Raw genomic sequence first — 20,007 nt, forward strand, 5'->3', positions numbered from 1 at the left:
GGTATAAATCATAATTGGCACTGGCTTTTCAAGCACCCTGTTGAGTTCTCAAAGAACAACCACACACCGACCAGAAGCCCCACTCAGTGGAGCACCCTCTCGGGGCATTTTTACCGCATCCCCAGCGCTCAGTCGCGCTAGGCACTCTTACTACGTTACCCGCCGGTTTCCGCCGTGTCAAACCGCCGTTTTGCGGTCCGTCGTGCTTCACTCCGTATTGCGGGCACCATGTCTCGATCGGCTTGCGCCGCTCTCGTCACGGGGTCGGCAGGCCGGCCGTTGCGGTTTCCCGCGAACTCGCCCGTTTCCCTGCCGCTTGCCAACCTTACCCGGTCGGTTCCGCCTCACCAAATCCGCCTCGCGGCGAATCTGGGGCACCGCCCGGTTCGGGATCCGGTGGGCGAACCCGCCCGACCCCGAGGCCGTTGCCGCGCTCCGGCCGTTTCAGGCTTTCGCCTGTTTCGTCCGTTCCGCGCTGGCAGAGAGAAAGTTACGCGTCCGGCGGAGTGATCGTCAAATCCGCCGGACGCGTCCCCCGTCACATCGTCGACCGATGACTATCCGCCCAGCTCAACGCCCGCGAAGGAGCGCTTGCCGCGGCGCAGCACCAGGTACCGCCCGTGCAGCAGGTCGGCCGGTGACACCACGGCGTCCACCTCGGTCACCCGGTTGTTGTTGACGTAGGCGCCACCCTCGGCGATCACCCGACGGGCCTCCTTGAGGCTGGGCACCAGCCCGGAGTCCCGCAGCAGGCCCGCCACGTCCGGCAACTCGCCGGCGAGTCGCACCAGGCCGGCCTCGGTCAGCGCCGCGCGCAGCGTCTCCGGGGCCAGGTCGTCCAGCGAGCCCCGGCCGAACAGTGCCTGGCTGGCGGCGATCGCCTGCCGGGCCTCCTCAGGCCCGTGCACCAGGGTGGTGAGCTCTTCGGCGAGCGCGCGCTGCGCCAGCCGGGCCGCCGGCCGTTCGGCGGTCGCCTTCGCCAACTCCTCCAACTCGTCGCGCGAGCGGAAGCTGAAGTACCGCAGGTAGCGGTCGACCTCCCCGTCCTCGACGTTGAGCCAGAACTGGTAGAAGGCGTACGGGCTGGTCATCGACGGATCGAGCCAGACGGAGCCGCCCTCGGTCTTGCCGAACTTCGTACCGTCGGACTTCGTGACCAGCGGCGTGGTGAACGCCTGCACCGGCCCGGCGCCACGCCGGCGCACGTAGTCGACGCCGGCGGTGATGTTGCCCCACTGGTCGGAGCCGCCGAACTGAAGCTGGCAGCCATGCCGGCGGTGCAACTCGAAGAAGTCGTTGGCCTGCAACAGCTGGTAGCTGAACTCGGTGAAGCTGATGCCGATCTCCAGCCGGGCACGCACCACCTCCCGAGCGAGCATCTTGTTCACCGGGAAGTGCTTGCCCACGTCGCGGAGGAACTCGACCACCGACATCTCGCCGGTCCAGTCCAGGTTGTTCACCAGTTGCGCCGCGTTCTCGCCCGTGTACGACACGAAGGGCGCGAGCTGGTCGCGGATCCGCTCGACCCAGCCGGCGATCACCTCGGGCGGGTTGAGCGTCCGCTCGGCGCTCTCCTTCGGGTCACCGATCTGGCCGGTCGCCCCGCCCACCAGCAGCAACGGGCGGTGACCCGCGAGTTGCAGCCGACGGGCCGTGATGACCTGCATGAGCGAGCCGACGTGCAGGCTCTGCGCGGTGGGGTCGAAGCCCACGTAATAAGTGGTGGCCGCTCCGCCGTCGAGCAGCTCGCGCAGCTCGTCGAGGCCGGTCGAGTCCTGGATCAGGCCACGCCAGAGCAGGTCGTCGGTCAGGGAGGCCCGCCCGGGGGGCGGGAGGCTGCTGTCGGTCACGGTCACCGATTCTCCCCCATCGCCGGCATCGACCCGTACCGGGTTTGGCGCAAGCCGCCCCAGTTAGGCTGGCGGCCAGTTGATCGAGGAGGCTTTACCGTGGAGATGCCGGACCTGACAGGTGGCTTTGTCGCCCTGCTCGGCCTGAAGTTCGAGGAGGCGACCGCCGACCGGGTGGTCATCAGCTGGCGGGTCCGGCCGGAGCTGCACCAGCCGTTCGGCATCCAGCACGGCGGGGTGTACTGCTCGGTGGTGGAGACCGCGGCCAGCGTGGGCGGCTCGCTCTGGCTGGCCGACCGGGGCACGGTCGTCGGGGTGTCGAACCAGACCGACTTCCTGCGGGCCGTCCGGGACGGCGAGCTGACCGCGGTCGGCACTCCGGTGCATCGGGGCCGCAGCCAGCAGCTCTGGCAGGTGGAGATCACCGATGCCGACCAGCGGCTGATCGCCCGCGGTCAGGTCCGGTTGCAGAACCTCTCCCCCGCCTGAGCAGGCACACCCGGCGGCGGAACTCTCGGGTCAGCCGCGGGCCTCGTCCAGCACCGGCTCGGCGTCCCGATCGGCGTCGGTCTCATCGGGGACCCGGCTCAGCCGTACCTCGGTGATCGCCCGGTGGTCGATGCCGGTCACCATCAGCACCCACCCGTCCAGGGTGACGTCCTCCCCCGCGACGGTGGGGATGTGCCCGAGGCGGGCCAGCACCAGCCCGGCGACGGTGGTGTAGTCGCCGGCCGGCCGCGACGGCAGCTCGACGCCGATGTCCGTCAGGTCGTGCACCGGGAAGGTGCCGGGCAGCACCAGCGCGCCGTCCGGGTCGCGGCGCACCGAGTTCACGTCCCGGTCGGTCTCGTCGTAGATCTCTCCGACGATCTCCTCCAGGATGTCCTCCAACGTCACGATGCCGTCGACGGCGCCGCGCTCGTCGACCACCAGCGCGATCTGCTGGCGCTCGGCCTTGAACTGGCGCAGCGCGTCCACCACCGGCAGCGAGTCGGGCAGCAACATCGGGGGGCGGGCGATCTCGTCGACCCGCCGGTCGTCGGGCACCCCCACCAGGTCGCGCAGGTGGATCACGCCGGCCGTGTCGTCCAGGCCGCCGTGGCGCACCACCGGTGCCCGGGAGTGCCCGGTGGCGGCCAGCACCAGCCGCGCGGCCTCCGCGGTGGTTCCGCTGTCGAGCGTGAAAACCTGCAACCGGGGTACGAGGACCGCCCGCAACCGCCGGTCGGCGATCTCCACGGCGCCAGCGATGATGGTGCGCTGCTCCTTGGTGAAGCCGTGGTTGCCGGCGACGATGTCCCGCAGCTCGTCCGGGCCGATCTCCTCCGGCTGGTGCTTCGGGTTGAGCCCGAACAGGCGGACCACCAGGTCGCTGGTGGCGCCGAGCGCCCAGACGGCCGGGCGGGTGAGAGTGGCGAGCACATCGAGCGGCCGGGCCACCAGCAGCGCCCACCGCTCGGCCGACTGCATGGCGATCCGCTTGGGGGCCAGCTCACCGAAGACCAGCGTGACGAAGGTCAACGCGAGGGTGACCACCACGATCGCCACCGTCTCGGCGGCGCTCCCGAACATCCCGAGCAGCGGCACCAGGGGCTTGGCCAGTGAGACCGCCGCGGCGGCGGAGGCCAGGAAGCCGGCCAGGGTGATGCCGATCTGAATGGTCGCCAGGAAACGGTTCGGGTCCTTGGCGAGGTGGGCCAGCACCCGCCCGGCCCGGCTGGTGCGCTCCAACCGCTGGATCTGGCTGTCCCGCAGCGACACCAGGGCCATCTCACTGCCGGCGAAGAGCGCGTTGATGACGACCAGAATTCCGACCAGGGCCAGTTGGCTCCCGTAGCTCTGCACGCCTGGCTCGCTCCCTCGTCGTGGTGGCACCGGCCGCTCCGCGCGGTGCCAGCCGGTCGGCAGCCCCGCCCGGCGTACGCGTGTCTGTGCCCCGTGCGGCGCCAGCCGAATCCTCCCCTGGCGACGCTATGCCGATTCGGCCGCCGGTGACGCGGGCAGGTCGAGGACGTACGAGTCGCCCTCCGGGCGGAAGCCGAGCCGGTGGTAGTAGGGGGCGACCATCCCGGGCGGGCTGACCACCCGGTGGAAGCCCCGTTCGGTGAAGAGGCGGCTGCGCCGGTAGACGAACTCGCCGGGGGTGAAGTCGCGGAACTTCGGGGTCACGTAGTCCAGGTCGATCTGGGCGACCCCGGGCGTCTCGGCGTGCGACAGCACCACCCCGACCACCTCATCTGCCCTGACCACCAGAAACGCGGAGTGGCCGGCGGCGTCCGGGTCCCAGTGGAAGTCGGGGTTGAAGCGGGCGATGTCCGGTGCGTGCACCCGCAGCGTGTGCGCCAGGAACTGGTCGCCGACGCCGACCTCGACGACCTGGTAGGTCTGTTCGTCGTGCCGGGTGGCGAGCATCCCGCGCAGATACCAGATGTTGATCACCGCGAGGACGATGTTGAGCCCGACCATGGGCCAGACCTCGAGTGCGCCGTTGTAGCCGATCAGCACGAGACAGCCGACGAGGTTGAGCGCGCGCAGGCGGAGGATGCGCGACTGCAGCAGCGACCAGACCAGCACCGCGGAGCCGGCCCAGCCGACGAGATCCAACCAGTTCACCCCGGCGAGGGTAGCCCCCCGCCAGCTCGGGCCGGTCGGCGGGACGCGTTCGACCGGGGACGTCGACCCCGGCGCGGCCGTCAGGCCGACGGCAGTTCGGTCAGCCGCCCCTCGCACTCGCGGTACTCGGCTCCGGTGCGCGGACAGATCCACCGGCCGTCGTCCTTCGCCACGAGCGGCTCGCCCGCCCGGCCCACCCAGCCCGCCCGGCGGGCGGGAACTCCGACCATGAGCGCGAAGTCGGGAACATCCCGGGTGACCACCGCGCCGGCCGCGATCAGGGCCCACCGGCCGATCGAGACCGGCGCCACGCAGACGGCCCGCGCTCCGATCGCCGCGCCCTCGCCGACCACCACGCCGACCGCTGTCCAGTCGTCGCCGCTCTTCAGCCGCCCCTCCGGGGTGACCGAGCGCGGGTACTCGTCGTTCGTGAGCACCGCGGCCGGCCCGATGAAGACCCCGTCGGCCAGTTCCGCTGGCTCGTACACCAGGGCGTGGTTCTGCAGCTTGACGTTGTCGCCCAGGCGGACGCCCGGCCCGACGTACGCGCTGCGGCCGATGACACAGTTCCGGCCGACCGAGGCATGCTCGCGGACCTGAGCCAGGTGCCAGACGCGCGTGCCGGGACGGATGGTGGCACGTTCGTCCACATCGGCCGTCGCGGCGATCTGCGCACCGTCGTGCGGTGCCCGGTGGGCGTCCGTCATCTCTCGTTCCCTCCGCGGTCCGGTGATCTTCTGTGCGGTGGAAACAGTAGACATTCGGCAGCAAGGGCAATGTCAGAAAGCCGACCCAGTGGCCGCAGAACGGGCCATTCGAAGTGCGCGGGCAGACCAAACGGACCGAATGACCCCGGCGGCACCGCCGGAATTCCCGGTCGGTGCTGGCGCTGGCGAGGACGACCTCGGTAGCTTGCCGAATGGACGTCGCCACTAACTCCCCCCCTCAGCGGATTTTCCTGTCCTGACTAGCGAAACGGGTATCAGTGAACTCATCGCCCGCTGCCGTCGAACCAATCGGCGTTGCCGTCATCGGTGCCGGTTACTGGGGGCCGAATCTTGTGCGTAACTTCCAGACCTCTGACGCATTCCGGTTGCGCTGGCTCTGCGACCTCGATATGACCCGGGCCCGACGCGCGCTCGGTGACTACTCGACGGTCCAGGCGACCGACGACCTGGCCACGGTGCTGGCCGACGACGACGTACACGCGGTGGCCATCGCCACCCCGGCCGGCACCCACCTCGAGGTGGCGATGGCGGCGCTACGGGCCGGCAAGCACGTGCTCGTGGAGAAGCCGCTGGCGGCCGACGTCGAACAGGGGCGCGCGCTGGTGGCGGAGGCGGAGGGCCGGGGACTGTCGCTGATGTGCGACCACACCTACTGCTACACGCCCGCCGTGCTGCGCATCCGCGAGCTGCTGCACGGCGGGGAACTGGGCGAGCTGCAGTACCTCGACTCGGTACGAATCAACCTCGGGCTGGTCCAGCGCGACATCGACGTGATGTGGGACCTGGCGCCGCACGACCTGTCGATTCTCGACTTCATCCTCCCGTCCGGGGTGGCGCCGGTCTCGGTGGCCGCGCACGGCGCGGACCGGATCGGGGCGGGGCGGGCCTGCGTCGCCTACCTGACGCTGCACCTCAACACCGGCGCGATCGCGCACATCCACGTCAATTGGCTCTCCCCGGTGAAGATCCGGACCGCGATCATCGGCGGGTCGAAGCGGACCTTGGTCTGGGACGACCTCAACCCGAGCCAGCGACTCTCGATCTTCGACCGCGGGGTCGACGTGGCGTCGGCGGAGGAGCTCGGCGACGAGCAGCGCCGGGACATGCTGGTCTCGTACCGCTCGGGCGACATGGTGGCGCCGGCCCTGACGGAGCGGGAGGCGCTGCGGACCATGGTCGAGGAGTTCGCCCGGTCGATCCGCACCGGCACGCCCGCCCTGACCGACGGCCGGTCCGGCCTGCGGGTGATGGCCATCCTGGAGGCCGCCTCGCGCAGCCTCGCCAGTGGCGGATCAGTGGTCAATCTCAACGAATGGACAGACGTGCACGGGCAAATCGTCGAAACCGGTAGGGCAATTGCTCAGTCCGGCGCGGAGCGAAGCGGAGCAACGGCATGAGCGCGGTGGAGACCGCCGGGGCACGGGCCCTGGTCACCGGTGGAGCGGGCACGATCGGTTCCCACGTCGTCGACCAGCTGGTCGCCGGCGGCGCGGCCGAGGTCGTCGTCCTGGACAACTTCGTCCGGGGCTGCCGGGAGAACCTCGCCCGGGCACTGCCGCACGCCGGTGTCCGCCTGGTCGAGGGAGACATCCGCGACGTCGGGCTGGTGCACGAACTGACCCGCGGCAAGGACCTGGTCTTCCACCTCGCCGCCATCCGCATCACCCAGTGCGCCGAGGAGCCGCGGCTGGCCAACGAGGTGCTGGTCGACGGCACGTTCAACGTGCTGGAGGCGGCCGCCGCCGCCCGGGTCCGCAAGGTCATCCTGTCCTCGTCGGCCTCCGTGTACGGGCTCGCCGACGAGTTCCCGACCACCGAGCGGCACCACCCGTACCACAACGACACGTTCTACGGCGCCGCCAAGGCGTTCAACGAGGGCATGCTGCGCAGCTATCACAGCATGTACGGCCTGGACTACGTCGCGCTGCGCTACTTCAACGTCTACGGCCCCCGGATGGACATCCACGGCCTCTACACCGAGGTCCTGATCCGGTGGATGGAGCGGATCGATTCGGGTGTGCCCCCGCTGATCCTCGGTGACGGCCTGCAGACGATGGACTTCGTGCACGTCGCCGACATCGCCCGGGCCAACATCCTGGCCGCCCGGGCGGACGTCACCGACGAGGTGTTCAACATCGCCAGCGGCACCGAGACCAGCCTCAAGGAGCTGGCCCAGGCGCTCAGCGACGTGATGAAGTCCGACCTCGCACCCGAGCACGGTCCGGCCCGCGCGGTCAACGGCGTCACCCGCCGACTGGCCGACACCACCGCCGCCGCGGAGAAGCTGAGCTTCCGCGCCGAGATCGGCCTGCACGAGGGGCTTCAGGGGCTGGTCGACTGGTGGCGGGCCGAGAAGTGAGCAGCACCCGGATCCCGGTGATGATCCCCCGCCTCGGTGAGGAGGAGGCGCAGGCCGCCGCCGACGCCGTACGGTCGGGCTGGGTGGCCCAGGGGCCCCGGGTGGCCCGGTTCGAGCAGGAGTTCGCCGCCCTGGTGGGCGCCGGCCACGGCGTGGCCGTCAGCTCGTGCACGACCGCACTTCATCTGGCGCTGGTGGTGCTGGAGATCGGCCCGGGCGACGAGGTGATCGTGCCATCGTTCTCGTTCATCGCCACCGCCAACGCGGTGCGCTACGTCGGCGCCACCCCGGTCTTCGCCGACGTCGACGTCCGCACCGGCAACCTGACTGTGGCGACGATCGACGCGGTGCGGACCGCCCGGACCCGGGCGGTGATCGCGGTGCACCAGGGCGGCGTGCCGTTCGACGTCGCCGCGCTGCGGAACGCCGCCGGCCGCTGGGGGCTGCCGCTGATCGAGGACGCGGCCTGCGCCGCCGGGTCGACGGCGTACGGACGGCCGGTCGGCGCCGGCGCGACCATCTCGGCCTGGTCGTTCCATCCCCGCAAGTTGCTGACGACGGGCGAGGGTGGCATGGTCACCGTGGACGATCCGGAGTGGGCGGCCCGGCTGCGCCGGTTGCGGGAACACGGCATGAACGTCTCCGCGGCCGACCGCCACGCCAGCTCCCAGCCGGTCATCGAGGCCTACCTGGAGACCGCCTTCAATTACCGAATGACCGACATCCAGGCGGCGATCGGTCTCGTGCAGCTCGGCCGCCTCGCGGATCTGGTGGCTCACCGGCGCGCGCTGGCGGCCCGCTACCACGAGCTGCTGGCGGACCTCGAGGGTCTGGCCCCGGTCCGCGACCCCGAGTACGGCGAGACCAACTTCCAGTCGTTCTGGCTGCTGATCGACCCGGAGTACGGGACCGGCCGCGACGAGGTGCTCGCCGAGCTGGCCGCCGCCGGAGTGTCGGCCCGACGCGGCATCATGGCCGCCCACCTGGAGCCGGCCTACGCCGACGTGTCGCCCGCGCCGCTGCCGGTGACCGAGCGGCTGACCCGCGACTCGCTCATCCTGCCGCTGCACCACGCGCTGACCGAGGACGACCAGGACCACATCGTCGCCGTACTCCGCAAGCTGGCCGCCCGCTAGGTCGGGCCGTCACGGGGCGACCGAAACCGGGGCAGGCGGGCGGGTACCACCACGCCTGCCCCGGGTGGTCACCACCTATGCGGGTCTGGGGACCAGCTGCGCCGTCGGGGCGCCGTCGATCGTGCCCACGACGTTGTTCGTCCAGTCGGCGAAGGTGACGTAGCATCCGGACCCGCACCGGCTCGTGTAACCCCAGTGCGTCGGCCCGAATACGTTGTCGCGCAGTCGCAGCCCCTCACCCTCCTGGGCGTACAGCCCGAAGGCGCCGAGCGAGATGAAACTGTCGTGGACCTGGTAGTTGCGCAGCCGGGAGCCGCCCGAACTCTGGGTGAACAGCACTGCGGTGATGGCCTGCCAGTAGTTGGGGATCTCCGCGCCGGTGTAGGCGTTGACGCCCGGCTCGAGCCGGCTGTGGCTGATCTCCAGCGGACCGGTGCCGCCGTAGGGGAAGACGCCCCCGGTGTGGGCCTGGGAGGGGTCGGCCAGGTGGGCGATGTAGTTGTCGTGGAGCCAGCTGTACTCGATGGTGGTATTCGCCCCGCAGAGGCACATGCCGCCGGTGTTCGCCACGTCGACGCGGCTGAGCTGGATCGTGCAGGTGTTGCAGTCGTTGATCGCGTGATCGGTCAACGGTGCACTCTTCATGCCCAGGCCCACCGGTTCGGGCCGGATGGTCGTGTTGCTGATGTTGAGACGAAGGCTGCCCGAGGAATTCGCGTTGACCAGGATGGCCCGATTGGCGGAACCCGGTGGCGGCGCGATGATGGAGTTCGTGATGTTGACGGTGCCGTGACAGTTCGTGCCGATGTAGATGAAGGCATGGAAGTACTTGTGGTCGAGATTCACGGTGCCGTTGCACTCGTACAGGTCCCACTCCTTGCTCCCGGTGTCGTGCGGGAACACCTCCTGGTAACCGGCCGGCACCGGCAGCCGGGCATCGGACTGGCGGTACCGGCCGACCCCGGGTGCGCCCACCGAGAAGCGCTGGGGGTACCTGCCGCCACCGGTGCTGTCGGGGTTGCCGGTGACGGTCGGAGTCGGTACGGGCGGGGTGGAGCTGGGCGTCGGCGCCGCGGGTGGGGTGGAGCTGGGCGTCGGCGCCGCGGTCGGGGTGGGACTCGGCGAGGTGGGGCGGGGGGATGCCGTCGTGGGTCGAGGGGTGGGACTGGACGTGGCGGGAGCGCCGGGATTGAAGACGACGTCGACCCAGTAGTTGGTCGCCCGGTAGCCCCGGTTCGGGAACCCGCCCGCGCCGTACCGGTACACGCCGTTGGCGCCCTGCGACCCGTCGGCCGGCGCGCGCAACGGGCCCCGGCTGCGATCTGCGGCGAAGTAACGGTCGTCGGCCGAGTACTGCCCCACGTTGGTGTGGTACGACACCACGTACAGCGCATTGGCCTTGACGGCCACCGAGGCCGAGAAGGCGGCGTACTGCCATCCGGACGGGCTCTCGTTGGTGAACCGCACGGTGGCGAGCCTGGTGCCGTTGATCGCCCAGAGGCTGCCCGTGTGCACGCCGGTGTTCCTCCTCGACTTGTAGAACCGGACGCCGAGGACGCTGCCGTCCTGGGTCGCGGTGAATTTCACCCCCAGTTCCACGGCCTGTCTGTCCGGGTCGGTAACCGTGCCCGGTACTGCTGAGCTGCTCCACAGCGAGTACGTTCCGGAGGGTGCCGCCGCGGGCTCCGCGCCGCCCGGGCTGGTCGCGTAGCGACCAGCCAGCGCCGTCCCAGAGATCGCCACCGCGCCGGCAACGGCTAGCACGATGACCGCTCGCGAATTCCTGACCATGTGGTTCCCTTCTCCACAAGTGGTGTCACTCGACCCGGGGCGGGCGAACGCCGGTACGGAAGATGCGGTGTCGCGGACGTCGACGGCTGGTGCGTCCGACGCGATCCAGCCACAGCCCCAGGTGAGACTCCTCGCGCCGTCTGCCCTGGCCAGCGGCGGACGCGCGCGGGGCGCCCGCCGCACGGTTCACGGGGGCGGCGAAGGCGTTGGGCTCAGCACCGCGTTCGCCGGGCGATCCGGGAGGATGCTCGCCTGACCCCTGCACGGGGTACACCAACACAACGATCGAAATGCCGCTAAGTCACCGGTATCGACGTTGAACCATGGGTGACCTGCGCGGACGGCGTGAGCGAGGGGCTCCTCCCGGTGTCGGGAGGAGCGGGCTCCGCTGTCGGGTCATGGTGCACCGCACGTCGGCGGGCAGGTGACCTCAGGTGACGGGCTGCGGCGCGGTGGCGACCAGGAGGTTGGTCAGGAAGGCCACCGTGGCAGGGGCGCACTCCCGCCGCCCCGCCAGCAACTCGTCCAGCCATGCGTCCCGGACGATGCCGGTGGTCCGCAGCGGTGCGAGGACGTCCGGCTCGCTGCGCCAGTGCTCGACCACGAGCGCCGCCACCTCGGCCGCGCCCAGCTGCGCCCGGCCGGAATGGCGCAGCCGCTGCCGTACCTTGCCGGACAGCTTCCGCGCGGTGACCCGGGCCGCCGCCGCGCGGTCACGGATGCCGCGTTGCCCCAACCGGGCGGGAACCAGCCCGGAATCCAGCGGCACCGCGGCCAGTTCGGCATCGAGCCGGTGGATGAGCTGCCCGGTCAGCAGGCCGCTCCCCTTCTGGTCCGGCGACACGGAGTGCGCCAGCTGGATGAAGCGGCGATCGAACATCGGGTTGATGAAGAAGCGGTTGACGGCCGCGACCGAGCCATGCGCTCCCGCCCATCGCTGCATGCGCTGGTAGAGATAGAAGTAGTCGGTGGCCTGCAGCCATTGCGGCGGAGCGCCGTCGAAGGATGCCGTGATCCGTTCGAGCGCGTCGGTGCGGGCGGCGGCCACGAAGCCCGGTTCGAGTGCGCGGGCGTCGACGGCCTCGTTCGCGTAGAGGCGCCAGTTCGCCAACTGGCCGATCAGGTGGGGCGAGGTGGTCGCGTCGCGGGGCTGGCCGAAGTAGTAGAACCCGCGGCAGGCTTCCCCGCCGAGGCCGGAGAGGCGATGCCCCTGCTCGAGGTGGCCCTCGGCGAGGAGCAACGGGGCCAGGGCCAGCGGGCTGGCCATGCAGTCCAGCGCCGCCGCCGCTTGTAGCGCCGCGGAGTGCGCCGCAGCCGGCGTGACCGGTGGCTGCTCGTCCAGCCAGTGGACATGCAGATCCAGCCCACCCAGCGCGCTCAGCTTCTGGGCCAGCGTGGCGTCCGAGCCGCCCCGCACGTCCAGGGTGAGCGCGCGCAGCCCTCGGCGGGTCTCCGGGGACAGCGCCGCGAGCAGGACGCGGGTGTCCTGGCCACCGGTCAACTGGAGCACGGTGCTGGGATGGTCAGCGAGGTAGGCCCCGAGGAACTCCCGCAGCATCCCGGCCATCTCGTCGGCGACCTCGGGCAGGGACGGTGCCGGGCCGTCCAGGGCGAGCGACTGCTCCACGTAGCGGTGCGTCTCCACCCGGCCCGCGTCCAGCACCGCCAAGCATCCGGCGGGCACCTTTTCGACCTGCGCGAAGACCGTGCCGAGCCCCACTTGCCAGCCCACCAGGCCCTGCAGGCCGAGCGCCCCGTGGTCCAGCCCCGCCCCGGCCAGCGCGCCGAGCGCGAGCGCACTCGTCGACACCGCGGCCACACCATCGCCCTGCCACCAGAAGAGCTGCCGGAAGCCGAGCCAGTCCGTGGCCGCCACGATCGGCTCGCCCGGCCCGGAGCGGTGCGCCGCGGCGAACGGCGGCACCAGCGCGGCGAGCACGGCGCCGTCCGCCTTCGTGCCCCGGCCCAACTGCTCGGCCAACTCGGCGGTGGCGACATCGGCGGTCCGGGTACGAACCGCCCGGCCCAGGCGCAGCGTGAAGGCGGTGCCGCTGTCGTCGACCCGATCGCCCGGGTCCGCGCCCTGGAAGGCGAGCCAGCCGTCCTCGGTGGACAGCATCCGCGCGTCGGCACCGAGGCGGGTGAGAGCCTCGGCCCGGGACGCCTCCTCGGTCGCGGTCAGCCTGCCCGGGGCGTACGAGACGGCGAGGAACGACTTCATCTCGGCAGCACCGTGGGCGGCGTTGCGATCTCACCTTGGGCAGACATGGCGGCCAGCGTAATCTCCGCCAACACGCAAGGAAAGCAGTCCCAATACGGCAAAGGCCATATGGGGTAACAGATTTCCGGCCTGTCGGTGTCGACTTCCCGACCAAGAAAAACAGCTACCCTGCTCCCCCGCCGTGGTTGACTTTCGCCGTGGTGGCCGGAACCCGGGCGAGGCGGACCCTCGCCGCTGCCTGTGCGTCGGCGGACAACAGCTTCGGCTTTCTCCGGCTGATGTTCGCCTTCGCCGTGCTCGTGTCCCATTCGCTGCCGCTCGGCTTCGGCGCGGACGATCCGGGCGCCGGCCTCACGAACGGCCAGACGGCGCTCGGCGAGATCGGAATCCTGGGCTTCTTCGTCATCTCCGGCTTTCTCATCACCCGCAGCGGCACCCGGGTTCCGGTGCTTCGATACCTCTGGCACCGTGGCCTCCGGATCCTTCCGGGCCTGTGGGTGTGCCTCGTGGTGACGGCCTTCGTCTTCGCCCCGATCGTGTCCCTGTGGGAGCGCGGCACGCTCCACGGCCTCTTCGCCGCCTCCGACGGACCGTTCCAGTACGTCGTCAGCAACGCGTTCATCGCGATCGGGCAGTACGGCATCTCCGGCCTGCTGCTGGACACCCCGTACGGGCAGCGCACCGGCACGTCGGTCTTCGACGGCTCGCTCTGGAGCCTCATCTACGAGGTGCTCTGCTACCTCCTGGTCGCCGGGTTGGCGGCCGTCGGTGTGCTGCGCCGGGCCCGGTGGCTCGTGACGATCCTCGCGCTGGCCGGGGCCGGCGTCCTGCTGCACGACCTGCTCCGGGCACCGGAGATCCCGGGGCCGCAGGGCGTGCACGGCCCGGTCTTCGGGGTCAGCGGGCTGGACAGCTACTCCCTCGTCTACCTGACCTACGTCTTCCTCCTGGGCGCCGTGTGCCAACTCTACCGGGAGCGGCTCGTCCTGCACGACGGCCTCGCCGTCGCCGCCGCCGCGGTCGTGCTCGCCACCACCCAGTTCGGCGCGTTCGCGGTGCTGGGCTACCCCGCCTTCGCCTACCTCGTCCTGTGGCTGGCGGTCCGCCTGCCGCGCTGGACCCGCCGGGTCGGCCGCCGGCACGACTACTCCTACGGCTGCTACATCTACGCCTTCCCGGTCCAGCAACTCCTGGCCCTGGTGGGCGTGCCGCGGCTCGGCCTGGTTCCCTACGTCGCGATCTGCACCGTCGCCACGGTCGCGCTCGCCGTTGGATCCTGGCACCTGGTCGAGCGGCCGGCGATGGCGCTGAAGGCCTGGTCGCCACGCCGTCGTGACACCACGACGGAGGTCCCCCGACGAGCGCCGGAGCCGGCGACCGGGAAGGTCCCCGCCGCGGTCGGGGCGGAGGAGGCGACTACCGCACGACCGCCGGCGACCAGGCATCGCGGATGAACAACTCGGCAATCCCACCGCCGTCCGCGCGCACGACCCAGAGGTCGCTCGTCGACGGTCCCTCCCCGCTGCGCGGCAGGCCGTAGATCACCCGGCGGTCGTCGAGCCACTCGATCTGGTCGTCCACGCTGCGCTGCTCGGACAGGATGGTCGACCTGGCGGTGGCGAGGTCGTACACCGCGATCCGCCAGTGCCCCGGCGCCTGGCCGGCCCGCGTCTTGACCGCGATCCGGGTGCCGTCCGGCGAGAGCGAGGGGCACTCCGCGTCCTTTCGAAGCGCGACGAGTCGCTGTTCGCGAAGGCTGCCCCGGACCAGCCAGGTCCGGCCGCCCGACGCCGCCGTCGCGTAGAAGGTGTCCCCGTCGGCGAACGTGACCCCCCAGAGATTGCGGTCCGCGGTCGTCACCCGCCTGCCGTCGACGATCAGCTGGAAGTGCTCGATGTTGGTGGAATGCCCGTCGGCAACCCTGGTCACGAGAGTCTCGGTGGAGAACTCGCCGGGGGTGGAGTAGCTGTGCCCCGCGACGAAGGTGGTCGTCGCCACGAGCGACCCGTCACGCGACAGCCGGGTGCGGCTCGGCACGCCGGAGAGCGGCAGCTCGCGGGTGACCCTCCAGTCGGGACCGAGAACCTGGGCGCGGTACGTGGTGACCAGGCCGGGCTTGGCGTACAGGCACACCGCCTCGCCGCGCCGGGCGTAGACGCGGTCGCAGGCGGCCGGGGTGAACGTTCGGGGCCCGGCCGGGCCGATGAGCGGGACCACCGCCACCCGGCCGTAGTCGCTACCGGCCACAGTGCTGCGGAAAGCGACATGGCCGTCGGCGGTCACCGCCGTGAGGTCCGGACCGGTGGGCATCTGCGGCGCCGTCGCCACGACCTGGGTCTGCTCCCGACGGACGGAGTAGATGTAGCCCACCGTGCCGAGCAGGGTGACCAGGACGATGACGGCCAGGGTCCAGACCCGTACCCGCCCGCTCATCGCTGGTCCTCCGCCGCCGCGTCGACGCCGGGCACCGCCACGGGATCGGGGCGGTGCTGCCCCGACAGCAGCCAAGCGGCCATCACCACTCCCGTCATCAACAGGCCGGCCAACAGACAGAGAGCCGCCTGGCGGCCCAACAGCTGCCACAGACTGCCGAAGGCGAGCGCGCCGGCGAACCGTGCGATCACGACGACGGTCTGGGCGGCGGCGATACCGCTCCCCCGCGCGTCGCTGGTCACTCTGCGGCTGACCAGCGCGGCGAGCACGCCGTCGGTCGCGGCGTAGAACGTACCCAGCAGGACCAGGGCCGTAGCCGTCACCCCCAGGCCGCCCAGCGGCGCGGCGGCGACCAGGTACGCGACGAGCAGCGCCAAGTGGCCCCCGACGAAGACGCGCGAGCGCCCGACCCGGTCGGCGAGGCGGCCCAGCGGGATCGCCAAGGCGAGATAGGCGACGTTCGTGCCGACGAACAGCAGCGGGAAATAGCTCGCCGCGAACTGGTCGCGATCCTGCAGGGACAGGTAGACGAACCCGTCGCCGATCGTGAACAGGCCCAGCACGCCGGCGGCGATCAGCGGACGCCGGAGGCGGGGACCGGTCAGTTCCCGGAGCACCCGCCGTACCGGCAGGGCCGCCGTCGGTCGGCGGCGCCGGTCCGGCACGAAGAGGACCATGACGGCGACGCCCAGCACGGCGAACGCGAACGACGCGACGAATACCGCCGAGTAGGCCCCTGGCAGGAACCACAGCAGCGAGAACGCCACCAATGGGCCGGCGGCCGCTCCGATGGTGTCCAGGGTCCGGTGGACGCCGAACGAGCGGCCCAGCGTGCGCGGATCCGACGCATCCGCGATGAGTGCGTCCCGTGGCGCCGTACGCAGCCCCTTGCCCAGCCGGTCCGCGGTCACCACCGCGGTGACCGCGCCGAGCCCGTGCGCGGGCAGCATGGCCAGCCGGCTCGCCGCCGAGAGGGCGTAGCCGGCGGTGGCGACCCACTTCGGCCGGTCGGACCGGTCGCCGAGATACCCGCCGAGGATTCTGACCAGCGCGCTGGCGCCCTGGTAGAGCCCGTCGACCAGGCCGTACGCCAGCACACCGAGCCCGAGCTCGGCGGTGAGATAGACCGGCAGCACCGCAGCGACCATCTCCGACGAGACGTCGGTGAGCAGGCTGACGACGCCGAGCAGCACCACGGTGGCGCCGACCCGGGGCAGCCTGCTGCCGCGCTCGCCGGCCGGATCGGCGCCTGGGCGGTCCCGGACCGATACGTACATGGCGGGGTCGCGTCAGGCCACTGACCGCAGCGCGGCCGCGAGCGCGCGCGCGACGGTTGCCTGCTGGTCGGCGGTGATCTGCGGGAACAGCGGCAGGGACAGGATCTCGGTGGCCGCCCGCTCGGCATGCGGGAAGCTGCCCGGACCGTACGGCAGGTCCGCGAACGCCGGCGTCAGGTGGACCGGACAGGGGTAGTGGATGCCCGCGCCCACGCCGGCCTCGTTCAGCCGCCGCAGGACCTCGTCGCGGCGCCCGGCGCCCCCGGGGATCCGCACCACGTAGAGGTGCCACACGTGCTCGTTCCCAGCGAAAACGACGGGACGCGTCACGTCAAGGGGCGCGAGCAGTTCGTCGTAGCGAGCAGCCGCGGCCCGGCGGGCGTCGTTCCACGCGGCCAGGCGGGTCAGCTTGGCCCGCAGCACCACCGCCTGCAGCGCGTCGAGCCGGCTGTTGACCCCGATCAACTCGTGGACGTACTTCGCCAGGCCGCCGTGACTGCCCAGGGTGCGTACCACCGTGGCCAGGCCGGCGTCGTCCGTCAGCACCGCCCCCGCATCACCGTACGCCCCCAGATTCTTGCCCGGGTAGAAGCTGGTGGCCGCGACGCCGCCGGTGCCGGCTCCGGCGCCGGTGCGGGTGGCACCCTGGCACTGCGCGGCGTCCTCCACGATCGCTACGCCGCGGCCGGCGAGTCCGGCGCGGAGCCGCTCGACCGGGGCGAGCTGCCCGTAGAGGTGGACGGGGACCACCGCCCGGGTGGCCGGGCCGACGGCGGCCAGGGCGGCGTCGACGTCGACGAGGTAGGTCGCCGGGTCGATGTCGACGAGCACGACGCGGGCCCCGATCCGGGCCACGGCCTCGGCGGTCGCGACGAACGTGTTCGCCGGCAGCACCACCTCGTCCCCGGCCCGCACGCCGGTCGCCCGCAGGGCCAGCTCGACCGCGTCCGTGCCGTTGGCAACCCCGACGCAATGCTGGACGCCCGAGAACGTAGCGAACTCCCGCTCGAAGGCCGCGACCTCCTCGCCGCCGACGAACGCCGTGTTCTCGATGACGCGCTTGAAGCCGGTGCTGACCTCCTCGGCCACTTCGACGTGGGCGGCCCGCAGGTCGACGAGTGGAATCATCTGGCGCTACTCCATCTGCCGCGATCGCGGCGGGCAGGGGTCGATCAGCGACCGGGCGGACCCGACGGTGACCGGACGGCCCGGAGCCTCGGTCGGCAACCGGTCGGTGCGGGTGACGATCGGTGCGGCTGGCGGTCGTACCGGCCGACCCGGCAGGCAAGCTACCAAGCGAGGCGGGCGGCGGAAGGACCGTGACGGGTATCCGGCAGAACGGTTCTCGTCACGCCCCAGGCCGTACCGACTGGGCTAGTGTGCCAGCGACGGCGGCGCGGCGAAGCCGCCGCACGGCCACGGGCAGTTGTCCATTCAGTCGGATTCCCGAGATCCCCGTCGACACGGGATGGATAAAGGTTTCTCCTGTCGAATGGACGAAGCCCGGTAACGTGGCCGCGGCAGGCCCGGGTCATTGCGCCCATGGCACGGAGCGTGCCGTGCGGAAAAGGAAGGCGGACAGTGTCGACGGCAACCACATGGCGCGGCGTGAATCTGGCCGAACCTGATCTCCGGCCGGCGGCTGGTGCTGATGGCATCGCCTCTCCGTACGTTCCTGGTCCTGTCGACGAACGGCTCACCGGATTACCCGGCGAATCCGACGAGCGTCGGCTCTACCGGCGCATGCGCTTTATCCGCCGCTTCGAGGAAACCCTGCTCTCGCTCTTTGAAGAGGGCGTCCTAAATGGCACGACACACGCGTGCATCGGTCAGGAGGCCGACGCGGTGGCGGTGATGGAGCACCTGGTCGAGGAGGACCACGTGTTCAGCAACCACCGGTGCCACGGTCACTACCTCGCCCGCACCGGGGATGCGCTCGGGCTGCTCGCCGAGATCATGGGCAAGGAGGCCGGGATGTGTCGGGGCATCGGCGGTAGCCAGCACATCTGCGCGCCCGGCTTCAAGTCCAACGGCGTCCAGGGCGGCATCGTCCCGGCCGCCGCCGGGATCGCCCTCGCCGGCCAGCTCGACGGCAGCCGCCGGGTGAGCGTCGTGTTCATCGGCGACGGCACCCTGGGCGAGGGGTTGCTCTACGAGACGTTGAACATCGCCGCGCTCTGGCGGCTGCCGCTCCTCGTGGTCTGCGAGGACAACCGGTGGGCGCAGAGCACGCCGATCGGGGCCAACCTGGCGGGCAGCATGCCGGGCCGCTTCGAGGCCTTCGGCGTCCCGGTACGCGAGGTCGACAGCACCGACGTGCTGGAGTTGCGCGCGGCCGCCGGGGCGGAGGTCGACGCGGTCCGCCGCGGAGCCGGTCCCCGGGTCCTGCTGATCCACACCTACCGGCTGTGCCACCACTCCAAGAGCGACGACGAACGTCCCGCCGAGGAGATCGCCGCCCGGTGGGCCGTCGAGCCGTTGCTGGTCCACGGTCGTCGCCTGCGCGACGACGAACGGCGGATCGTCGACGGCGAGGTGGAGACCGCGCTGGCCGAGGTGGTCGCGACCGCGAGGGCGCTGCGGTGATCTTCGCCAAGGAGCTGAACGAGACGCTGCGCGCCTGCCTCACCGCCGACCCTCGGGTGCTCGTGCTCGGTGAGGACATCGCCGACCCGTACGGCGGAGCGTTCAAGGTGACCCGAGGGCTCTCCACCGCCTTCCCGGACCGGGTCCGCACGACGCCGATCAGCGAGGGGGCGATTGCCGGGATCTCCGCCGGGCTGGCGCTTGCCGGCTACCGGCCCATCGCCGAGATCATGTTCGGGGACTTCCTCACCCTCGTCTTCGATCAGGTGGTCAACCACATCGCCAAGTACCAGGCGATGTACGCCGGCCAGGCGGCCTGCCCGGTCATCATGCGCGCCCCCTCCGGCGGCCACCGAGGATACGGTCCGACGCACAGCCAGAGCCTGGAGAAGCACTTCCTCGGCGTGCCGCATCTGCGGGTGGTCGCCGCGTCGCTGCTGCACGATCCCCGGGCGGTCTTCGACGAGTTCCTCAGCCAGGACAGCCCGGTCCTCTACGTGGAGCACAAGCTGCTCTACCCGCAGCACCTGACCGTGCCCGAGGACGGTCGGTGGGGCGACCTGCTGGCGACGCGGGACGCCAGCCCCGGCATGCTGCCGACGGTCTGCCTCTCCGCGGTGCCCCGCGAGGAGTGCGCGGTGACCGTGCTGGCCTACGGATACCAGGCCATGCTCGCCGCGAAAGTGGTCGAACGGCTCGCCGTCGAGGAAGAGATCTTCGTCGAGCTGCTGGTGCCCGCTCAGCTCGCCCCGATGGACTGGGCGCCGGTCGAGCGCTCCGTCGGCGTCACCGGACGGCTGGTCACCGTGGAGGAGGGCAGCGGCGGTTGGTCGTGGGGCACCGAGGCGGCCGCGACGATCTCCCGCCGGCTGTTCCGGGAGCTGCGTTCCCCCGTCGACGTCGTGGCCAGCGAGCCCACCGTCATCCCGTCAGCCAAGGCCAAGGAGAGCCGGGTCCTGGTCGGCGAGGGCCGAATCGAGGCGGCGCTGCGCGCCGCGGCCGCCTGAGTCCAG

16 protein-coding genes are annotated in these 20,007 nt (G+C 71.2%); 7 read left to right on the forward strand and 9 right to left on the reverse strand.

All coding sequences use genetic code 11. From position 1 onward, the window contains the following. Nucleotides 1–557: 557 nt before the first annotated feature. A complete protein-coding gene (tyrS, locus tag ACFY29_RS30130; RefSeq protein ID WP_386992017.1) occupies nt 558–1,850 on the reverse strand; it encodes a tyrosine--tRNA ligase in 1,293 nt (430 codons plus the stop codon). A gap of 105 nt (nt 1,851–1,955) precedes the next feature. Here tyrS and ACFY29_RS30135 point away from each other — a divergent pair, with 105 nt between their 5' ends. Next, complete coding sequence (locus ACFY29_RS30135) at nt 1,956–2,339, forward strand: PaaI family thioesterase (protein WP_328426472.1); 384 nt, start codon at nt 1,956–1,958, stop codon at nt 2,337–2,339. Between the two features lie 30 nt (nt 2,340–2,369). Here ACFY29_RS30135 and ACFY29_RS30140 read toward each other — a convergent pair whose 3' ends face one another. From ACFY29_RS30140 to ACFY29_RS30150, 3 genes are all read right to left on the reverse strand, one after another. After that, nucleotides 2,370–3,695 (reverse strand): hemolysin family protein, encoded by a 1,326-nt coding sequence (locus ACFY29_RS30140; RefSeq protein WP_386991584.1) that lies wholly within the window; start codon nt 3,693–3,695, stop codon nt 2,370–2,372. Between the two features lie 126 nt (nt 3,696–3,821). Continuing rightward, complete coding sequence (locus ACFY29_RS30145; protein ID WP_328414218.1) at nt 3,822–4,463, reverse strand: hypothetical protein; 642 nt, start codon at nt 4,461–4,463, stop codon at nt 3,822–3,824. Nucleotides 4,464–4,543: 80 nt separating this feature from the next. Next, the gene (locus tag ACFY29_RS30150; RefSeq protein WP_355614711.1) at nt 4,544–5,170 is read right to left on the reverse strand and encodes an acyltransferase; all 627 of its coding nucleotides are present in this window, start codon (nt 5,168–5,170) and stop codon (nt 4,544–4,546) included. 278 nt (nt 5,171–5,448) lie between these two features. Between ACFY29_RS30150 and ACFY29_RS30155 the strand changes: the two genes are divergently transcribed. From ACFY29_RS30155 to ACFY29_RS30165, 3 genes are read left to right on the forward strand one after another with little or no spacing between them, the layout of a single operon-like run. Further along, nucleotides 5,449–6,588 carry a Gfo/Idh/MocA family oxidoreductase gene (locus tag ACFY29_RS30155; RefSeq protein WP_355614714.1) on the forward strand — a complete coding sequence of 380 codons (1,140 nt, stop codon included), beginning with the start codon at nt 5,449–5,451 and terminating at the stop codon, nt 6,586–6,588. After that, a complete protein-coding gene (locus ACFY29_RS30160; protein ID WP_386991587.1) occupies nt 6,585–7,550 on the forward strand; it encodes an NAD-dependent epimerase/dehydratase family protein in 966 nt (321 codons plus the stop codon). Before ACFY29_RS30155 ends, ACFY29_RS30160 begins: the two co-directional genes overlap by 4 nt. Further along, nucleotides 7,547–8,686 (forward strand): DegT/DnrJ/EryC1/StrS family aminotransferase, encoded by a 1,140-nt coding sequence (locus tag ACFY29_RS30165; protein WP_386991589.1) that lies wholly within the window; start codon nt 7,547–7,549, stop codon nt 8,684–8,686. Before ACFY29_RS30160 ends, ACFY29_RS30165 begins: the two co-directional genes overlap by 4 nt. Before the next feature lie 75 nt (nt 8,687–8,761). Here the strand turns inward: ACFY29_RS30165 and ACFY29_RS30170 are convergent, their stop codons facing one another. Together ACFY29_RS30170 and ACFY29_RS30175 are read right to left on the reverse strand one after the other, a co-directional pair. Continuing rightward, nucleotides 8,762–10,477: a DUF4082 domain-containing protein gene (locus tag ACFY29_RS30170; protein ID WP_386991591.1), complete on the reverse strand. Its 1,716-nt coding sequence runs from the start codon at nt 10,475–10,477 to the stop codon at nt 8,762–8,764. A gap of 430 nt (nt 10,478–10,907) precedes the next feature. Beyond that, nucleotides 10,908–12,698 carry a hypothetical protein gene (locus ACFY29_RS30175; protein ID WP_386991593.1) on the reverse strand — a complete coding sequence of 597 codons (1,791 nt, stop codon included), beginning with the start codon at nt 12,696–12,698 and terminating at the stop codon, nt 10,908–10,910. Nucleotides 12,699–12,895: 197 nt separating this feature from the next. Here ACFY29_RS30175 and ACFY29_RS30180 point away from each other — a divergent pair, with 197 nt between their 5' ends. Then, nucleotides 12,896–14,152, forward strand: a complete 1,257-nt coding sequence (locus ACFY29_RS30180; RefSeq protein WP_386991595.1) for an acyltransferase family protein — start codon at nt 12,896–12,898, stop codon at nt 14,150–14,152. Here the strand turns inward: ACFY29_RS30180 and ACFY29_RS30185 are convergent. The 3 genes from ACFY29_RS30185 to ACFY29_RS30195 are packed head-to-tail and all read right to left on the reverse strand — an operon-like array spanning nt 14,115 to nt 17,536. Beyond that, the gene (locus ACFY29_RS30185) at nt 14,115–15,131 is read right to left on the reverse strand and encodes a hypothetical protein (RefSeq protein WP_386991597.1); all 1,017 of its coding nucleotides are present in this window, start codon (nt 15,129–15,131) and stop codon (nt 14,115–14,117) included. The genes ACFY29_RS30180 and ACFY29_RS30185 overlap by 38 nt on opposite strands. Beyond that, nucleotides 15,128–16,408 carry an MFS transporter gene (locus tag ACFY29_RS30190; RefSeq protein ID WP_386991599.1) on the reverse strand — a complete coding sequence of 427 codons (1,281 nt, stop codon included), beginning with the start codon at nt 16,406–16,408 and terminating at the stop codon, nt 15,128–15,130. Before ACFY29_RS30190 ends, ACFY29_RS30185 begins: the two co-directional genes overlap by 4 nt. Before the next feature lie 12 nt (nt 16,409–16,420). Further along, nucleotides 16,421–17,536 (reverse strand): DegT/DnrJ/EryC1/StrS family aminotransferase, encoded by a 1,116-nt coding sequence (locus tag ACFY29_RS30195; protein ID WP_386991601.1) that lies wholly within the window; start codon nt 17,534–17,536, stop codon nt 16,421–16,423. A 453-nt stretch (nt 17,537–17,989) separates the two neighbouring features. On the opposite strand from ACFY29_RS30195, the gene ACFY29_RS30200 reads away from it, so the two are divergent. Together ACFY29_RS30200 and ACFY29_RS30205 are read left to right on the forward strand one after the other, a co-directional pair. Beyond that, a complete protein-coding gene (locus ACFY29_RS30200; protein WP_386991603.1) occupies nt 17,990–18,994 on the forward strand; it encodes a thiamine pyrophosphate-dependent dehydrogenase E1 component subunit alpha in 1,005 nt (334 codons plus the stop codon). After that, nucleotides 18,991–20,001 (forward strand): alpha-ketoacid dehydrogenase subunit beta, encoded by a 1,011-nt coding sequence (locus ACFY29_RS30205; RefSeq protein WP_386991605.1) that lies wholly within the window; start codon nt 18,991–18,993, stop codon nt 19,999–20,001. Before ACFY29_RS30200 ends, ACFY29_RS30205 begins: the two co-directional genes overlap by 4 nt. Nucleotides 20,002–20,007: the final 6 nt, after the last annotated feature.

This window comes from Micromonospora sp. NPDC000668, assembly GCF_042897975.1.
Classification (GTDB): Bacteria; Actinomycetota; Actinomycetes; order Mycobacteriales; family Micromonosporaceae; genus Micromonospora.

Bases quoted from the DNA above. Each gene is read 5' to 3' on its own strand.
- ACFY29_RS30135 (WP_328426472.1), top strand. From the start codon at position 1,956: ATGCCGGACCTGACAGGTGGCTTTGTCGCCCTGCTCGGCCTGAAGTTC.
- ACFY29_RS30150 (WP_355614711.1), bottom strand. From the start codon at position 5,170: ATGACGGACGCCCACCGGGCACCGCACGACGGTGCGCAGATCGCCGCG.
- ACFY29_RS30160 (WP_386991587.1), top strand. From the start codon at position 6,585: ATGAGCGCGGTGGAGACCGCCGGGGCACGGGCCCTGGTCACCGGTGGA.
- ACFY29_RS30170 (WP_386991591.1), bottom strand. From the start codon at position 10,477: ATGGTCAGGAATTCGCGAGCGGTCATCGTGCTAGCCGTTGCCGGCGCG.
- ACFY29_RS30175 (WP_386991593.1), bottom strand. From the start codon at position 12,698: ATGAAGTCGTTCCTCGCCGTCTCGTACGCCCCGGGCAGGCTGACCGCG.
- ACFY29_RS30185 (WP_386991597.1), bottom strand. From the start codon at position 15,131: ATGAGCGGGCGGGTACGGGTCTGGACCCTGGCCGTCATCGTCCTGGTC.
- ACFY29_RS30190 (WP_386991599.1), bottom strand. From the start codon at position 16,408: ATGTACGTATCGGTCCGGGACCGCCCAGGCGCCGATCCGGCCGGCGAG.
- ACFY29_RS30195 (WP_386991601.1), bottom strand. From the start codon at position 17,536: ATGATTCCACTCGTCGACCTGCGGGCCGCCCACGTCGAAGTGGCCGAG.